We start from the raw sequence: 2,443 nt of genomic DNA, 5'->3' as shown, positions 1-2,443 counted from the left end.
CACTGCTGTGAGGCCTGGAACCGCCTCGTCGATCAGCCGTGGAAGATCATGACAATCGGCGTGCGCGAATGGGCTCACCGGTACTGATCAACGGGACTTGGTATTTATGGACGATTCAGCCGGACGGACAGACAACAAGCCGCTCCCCCGAAGGGGTCCTTGAGCCGCCGCTCCGGCCGGGCACTGGAGCGCCGGATTACCTCCACCGCGTCGAGCGTACCCAACCTGACGCAGGTCACGTCGCCAGCCGGGCGAGCCTCACGAGGAAGCCCGCCGCAATCAGGTCCTCTCCGGTCGATCGGAAACGCTCCTCGGCGACACCTATGGCGGCCATCGCAACGTCCGGCATATCGATGTCTCACGAACGCCACATCCCCCACTCGGGAGGAAGTCGGCATGGCGCAGCGCGCACCGGATCGCTCAAGGGGGCGGCACCTTCTGCGAGGCCAGCAATAGACCGCCGCCTCAAAGATCAAACCGGTTAGCGCGCGGAAACATCGCCTGCCCCCGAAATTCACGACGACGACAGCGCGCGCGCGCGGCTCGTCTACGTCAGCCTATCAAAAGCGGTGGCCTAAAATCTCTTCGAGGGTTTCGTGCAAGCGCAAATGATGCTTACCAGCCATACTAGGAATCGGTTCCTTCCAACGGCCGGCCCAAAACGCGATGGATGAAAGGCTCAACTGAGCGTTTGTAGTGCCCGGCCAGTTTGCAAATCGTGTCTGGATCGACCTCTCAAAAGGGAGATCTCGCCCGCATACTGAGATACGGTTCAACATAAAGCCGCCCTTTATTGGCACGAACTTCAACTCAAATGAATTTGGCTTCAAATCAAACCAGTACTCTTTCATCCTAACGCCGCTCGGCCCATCAAATCTAAGTATTGATCGCGTGTTCTTCGCATCGATATAGAAGCCAAGACAATTTCCAGGCTCCTCAAATTCGATTGACTCGCCGGGTCTCAGGTTCAAAAATTCTGCTCGAAACCGACTTGTTGCCTTACTTGTGATAGGGCCAAACTGAGAGAGCCAGTCGGTCGTATAAACTTTGAAATTATGAGCGAAACAAGGTGTATTCGAAGTGCCCATGGGGTACTCAACTGAATTCATACACTCACCGATGGCCCGCCCAAACTCCTTTTGGATTCCTGATTGAGGATGTCCCATGTGTTCATATAGATCACCATCGCCATGTATGGAACGTCCATACTTGAGGACCAGCGAGCGGATGTCGACGAACTGCGCGCCGGACGCTCTCGCGATAGTCTCCCTAGTAATATGAACCTCAGACGGAGAGACGGTATTAAGATTAACTGCTTTGCAAAATGCAAGAATTATTAGGCGCGTTTTTGATGATATGGTAGACGCTATTTCATACATTACTCTGTTAATATACTCGACTGGCCCAATAAATTTTTGCGAATTCTCATCATTGACAACTGAATCGAGAAACACAACATCATACGTCGAAAAATCGACTTGCATAGCGCACGAAAACTGAACGCCTGGGGATGCGCCAACGGATCTATTGTCAATTTGCGCAGCTGGCAGCGCTTCTCGGAGTCCCGACACCCAACCGTTCCGCAGCAGGGAATTCGACGTTCCCAAAACCAAGACCCTCATGGATTCTCGACGCCTCTCGCCATTTGCCCGTGCGGCTCAACAAAAGCACAATCGGCAATGGTAGCGCAAGCGCTGCGGGTACAACTCCACCACGCGCGGCGATCTAGTAGTTGCTGCAAGAGCTCCGCTTCGCAGCCCCGTCAGAGGCGACGCTCTGGTCAGCCCCTGGCTCATAATTTTCCATCGCCGCCTCCATAGGGATGCGTCCGGCTTGCGAATCGGCGGGCTAACGGACCGAAATTCATAAGAACAGCTGTCAGACGTGTGATGGCCGCCCTAAAGCACCTGAAATTGTTGGCTGCCCGCCCAAAGATTGCGGTAGCGACTGAGACGGAAGGTTCACCCGTTCGATCGCGGAGCGACAGGTCCGATGCGAGGTGGCCGACTGTTGGTCCCGCACGATGATTAGCGCTGCCTCTCACCTGCATAGATTACCCGAGCGGCGCGGCGCCCTGAAGCCTCGTCGAGGGGACGGCTGAGCGGATCGGGGCGGACATCGCGCGATTATTGTGGGCAATAGGGCGACTTGCAGACATAGGGGACTCACTAGAGTCTTGCGGGCCAATGCGCCAAAGGTTAACTACATGGAGATCGGTGCTCTGTCCGATTTATGCATCGGTTGGGGCCGAGCAGGGACCGCCATTACCCCTGCTCGGCTCGTCTAATTCTGCTTTGAACGGGCGCCGTCAGCCGACTAGCGGGGGCGCCATGGAATTTAGCCGGCGGCCGAGCGGATGGCCTCGGCCAGATCCGTGCGTTCCCACGAGAAGCCGCCGTCCGCCTCCGGCGCGCGGCCGAAGTGCCCATAGGCCGAGGTGCGC

The 2,443-nt window shown here is 56.4% G+C and carries 1 protein-coding gene; it reads right to left on the bottom strand.

Annotation, left to right across the window (positions count from 1 at the left end; all coding sequences use genetic code 11):
• Positions 1 to 560: 560 nt before the first annotated feature.
• Positions 561 to 1,622 carry a hypothetical protein gene (locus IEW34_RS30150; RefSeq protein WP_188612950.1) on the bottom strand — a complete coding sequence of 354 codons (1,062 nt, stop codon included), beginning with the start codon at positions 1,620 to 1,622 and terminating at the stop codon, positions 561 to 563.
• Positions 1,623 to 2,443 lie beyond the last annotated feature (821 nt).

It is taken from the genome of Chelatococcus reniformis, from assembly GCF_014640075.1.
In the GTDB taxonomy this organism is placed as follows: Bacteria; Pseudomonadota; Alphaproteobacteria; order Rhizobiales; family Beijerinckiaceae; genus Camelimonas; species Camelimonas reniformis.
Note: the sequence above shows the minus strand (reverse complement) of the source record. Positions and strands in the feature narration are given on the sequence as shown.